Annotated in this window: 5 protein-coding genes; 3 read left to right on the top strand and 2 right to left on the bottom strand. The window is 74.8% G+C overall.

Going from position 1 to position 3,060, the window contains the following annotated elements; all coding sequences use genetic code 11:
- Window positions 1-144: 144 nt before the first annotated feature.
- From nthA to AX737_RS23510, 3 genes are read left to right on the top strand one after another with little or no spacing between them, the layout of a single operon-like run.
- The gene (gene nthA / locus AX737_RS23520) at window positions 145-786 is read left to right on the top strand and encodes a nitrile hydratase subunit alpha (RefSeq protein ID WP_066925577.1); all 642 of its coding nucleotides are present in this window, start codon (window positions 145-147) and stop codon (window positions 784-786) included.
- Window positions 783-1,448 carry a nitrile hydratase subunit beta gene (gene nthB, locus AX737_RS23515; RefSeq protein ID WP_066925574.1) on the top strand — a complete coding sequence of 222 codons (666 nt, stop codon included), beginning with the start codon at window positions 783-785 and terminating at the stop codon, window positions 1,446-1,448. The genes nthA and nthB overlap by 4 nt, the downstream gene beginning before the upstream one ends.
- Entirely contained in the window at window positions 1,445-1,765 is a 321-nt protein-coding gene (locus AX737_RS23510) for a nitrile hydratase accessory protein (protein ID WP_066925572.1), read from the top strand. Before nthB ends, AX737_RS23510 begins: the two co-directional genes overlap by 4 nt.
- Window positions 1,766-1,944: 179 nt before the next feature.
- Here the strand turns inward: AX737_RS23510 and AX737_RS23505 are convergent, their stop codons facing one another.
- Window positions 1,945-2,817 carry a chorismate mutase gene (locus AX737_RS23505; protein WP_066925570.1) on the bottom strand — a complete coding sequence of 291 codons (873 nt, stop codon included), beginning with the start codon at window positions 2,815-2,817 and terminating at the stop codon, window positions 1,945-1,947.
- 51 nt (window positions 2,818-2,868) lie between these two features.
- Window positions 2,869-3,060, bottom strand: a 192-nt coding sequence (locus tag AX737_RS35150; protein ID WP_210173139.1) for a hypothetical protein, incomplete at its 5' end; no start/stop codon positions are given.

Below are 3,060 nucleotides of genomic sequence, written 5' to 3'. Positions count from 1 at the left end.
GGCCTGCCACTCTCGCTGCAGATCGTCTGCCGCGGCTACGACGAGGCCACGGCGCTGCGCATCGGCCAGGCCTACCAGGGGGCGACGGACTGGCACCTGCGCCTGCCGCCGGGTATCCAGGGCTGAGGTGAGACAGGGGCGGCCATGGCGCACGAGCACCGAGACCACGACCACCCGCACGGCCACCCGCACGGCAGCGACCTCACGCCGGTCGAGGCGCGGGTGCGGGCGCTCGAATCGCTGCTGGTCGAGAAGGGCTACGTGGAGCCGGCCGCCCTCGACGCGCTCGTCGAGATGTACGAGACGAAGGTCGGTCCCCATAACGGCGCCCGGGTCGTCGCCCGGGCCTGGACCGACCCGGCCTTCCGGGCGCGGCTCTTGTCCGACGCCACCCCGGCGATCGCCGAGCTCGATATCGGCGGGCGCGGCGGCGAGCACATGGTGGTGGTGGCCAACGCCCCCGGGGAGCACAACCTCGTCGTCTGCACGCTGTGCTCCTGCTACCCCTGGCCGGTGCTCGGCCTGCCACCGGTCTGGTACAAGGCGCCGCCCTACCGGGCGCGCGCCGTGATCGACCCGCGCGGGGTGCTGGCCGAGTTCGGACTGCACCTGCCCGAGAGCACCCGCATCACCGTCTGGGATTCGACCGCCGAGACCCGCTACATGGTCCTGCCCGAGCGACCGGCCGGCACCGAGGGCTGGGACGAGGCGCGGTTGGCCAGCCTCGTCACCCGCGACGCGATGATCGGCACGGGCCTGCCGAAAAGCCCGGAGCAGGCGGCATGAACGGCGCCCAGGATCTCGGCGGCATGCACGGCTTCGGCCCCGTGCGGCCGGAGCCCGACGAGCCGGTCTTCCACGCGGAGTGGGAGCGGCGCGTCTTCGCCCTGGCGATGGCCATGGGCTTCACCGGGACGTGGAACCTCGACGGCTCGCGCTCGGCCCGCGAATCGCTGCCGCCGGCCGAGTATCTCGCGTCGAGCTACTACGCGATCTGGCTGCGAGCGCTGGAGACGCAGATCGCCGCCCACGGCCTCGCCAGCCCCGAGGAGATGGCGCGCGGAATCTCGGACGCACCGGCCCGGCCGGTGGGGCGGGTGCTGACGGCCGGGATCCTCGAACCGCGCTTCCGCGCCGGCTTCCCGAGCGATCGGCCGTCGCAGGGACCAGCCCGCTTCGCCGCGGGCGACGCGGTGCGCGCCCGCAACCTTCACCCGGTGGGCCATACCCGCCTGCCGCGCTACGTCCGGGGCCATCTCGGCCGGGTCGAGCGGGTTCACGGCGCCTTCGTGCTGCCCGACACCAACGCGACCGGCGCGGGCGAGAACCCGGCCTGGCTCTACACCGTGGCCTTTGCCGCCGCCGAGCTGTGGGGGCCGGACGCCGACCCGAACCAGCGGGTGATGGTCGAGATGTTCGAGCCCTATCTCGACGCGGTCGCCGCGTGAGCGCGCCGGAGCCCGGCCCCTTCGCGGCCCCGTGGGAGGCGCAGGTCTTCGCCCTGGTGGTGAGCTTGCGCGACGCGGGGGTGTTCACGTGGGCCGAGTGGGCCGAGGCGCTCGGGCGGGCGATCCGCCCCGGGGACGATCCGGAGGCTGCCGCCGATTACGGCCGCTGGCTCGTCGCCCTGGAGGCGCTGCTGACGGAACGCGGCATCGCCGCCCCGGCGGCCCTGGACGCCCGCCGCGATGCGTGGCTGCGCGCCGCCGCGGCGACGCCGCACGGCCAGCCGATCCGCCTGGAGAACGACCCGCAACGGGCCTGACCGTCAGCACTGGAAAGTCCCGGTTTCGAAAGGCCTGAGGCCGTTCGCGGGTGCAGGGCGGAGCTCTGCATTTGGTCCCGCCGTCCCGGCTTCGCCGGGTCGGCGGGACCAACCCGGGGCTGCGCGCCCCGGGACCCTGCCAAAGGGTCACAACCCTTTGGGATCCAATGACCTTGCGTTCAGACCCGGAAGCGGGCCGCGTGGCTGCCGGTCTCGTCGAGGGCCGTGACGCCGGCGCCGGCCCGGTCGAGCGCCTCGCCCAGTTGCCGCGTGCCCACGCCGCCCGGCAGGGCCAGCAGCAGGCGCTCGGTCTCGCCCCGAGGCTTGGCCCGCCCCACCACCTCGCCGTAGAGGTCGTGCAGCGCCCGCTCCGCCTCGTCCGGCCATGCCCCGGCCCGCACCGCGTGGAGCACCCAGTCGCGCTGGGCCGCACTCGGGTCGTCGAGCGGCTTGGCCACCACGAAGACCGGCGTGCCGGCCGGGTGCGCGGGCCGCTCGATGAAGGGCAGGCGGGCGATCACCTTCGGGCGGCCCTCGCCGATCAGGCCCTCCCACCACGCCTCGCCCTTGGGCGGGTGCGCGGCACCGTTGGCCGCCCGGCTCTCGAAGCGGAAGATGCCGAGGTCGCCGCGCGAGGCCGCCACCGCCTCGATCACCGCCGCGCAGGTCGGGTGCGGCCGGTAGGGCACCGTGAAGCCGAAATGGAAGCGGGCGGAATCGCGCATCGCCGGGTCGCCGGCCGAGACGTCGGCGTGGACCGAGAACGGCGCCTGCACGTAGGTGAAGGTGGCGATGATGACCCGCCAGATCCCCTCCACGGTGTCGAGGGGCAGCAGCCCGCGGTGCCGCTCGGCCACGCGCCGCATCATCGAGGCCTCGCGGCCGGGGCGGAAGGCCGAGCCCGAGGCGGTGGTGCCCTTCACGGCGATCAGCCGGTCGATGATCGTGCCGCGCTGGATCAGCAGGGCGTGCATCTCGGCGTCGATCCGGTCGATCTCGGCCCGCAGCGCCGCGAGGTCCGCCCCCGGATTGGCTTTGCTGGAGAAGCGCATCGTGCTCGCGTGTGCGGCCGGGCCGCGGCCGGGATGGGGTAGCGCCCTCCTTTACGATTCCCGCGGGCCGAGGGCCAGCGGCAGCGACGGCCCGGCGGGAACAAGCGCGCCCCGTTGAACGGGCGGCCCGCCGAGCGCCGTCGCGAGCGAGGTCCCGGCCTCGGCCACCGAGACGACGGAGGCCGCCGACGGCGCGGCCGCGCCGCCGGGCGACGAGCGGCCCCCGCCCAAGCTGCCCCCGAC

The organism is Methylobacterium sp. CCH5-D2, from assembly GCF_001556475.1.
GTDB lineage: Bacteria > Pseudomonadota > Alphaproteobacteria > Rhizobiales > Beijerinckiaceae > Methylobacterium > Methylobacterium hispanicum.
The sequence above is the reverse complement of the archived record's forward strand: the minus strand, read 5'-3'. Positions and strand labels throughout refer to the sequence as shown.

Excerpts from the sequence above, each read along its gene's own strand:
- nthA (WP_066925577.1), top strand. The coding sequence starts at position 145 with ATGGCGCACGAGCACCGAGACCACGACCACCCGCACGGCCACCCGCAC.
- nthB (WP_066925574.1), top strand. The coding sequence starts at position 783 with ATGAACGGCGCCCAGGATCTCGGCGGCATGCACGGCTTCGGCCCCGTG.
- AX737_RS23505 (WP_066925570.1), bottom strand. The coding sequence starts at position 2,817 with ATGCGCTTCTCCAGCAAAGCCAATCCGGGGGCGGACCTCGCGGCGCTG.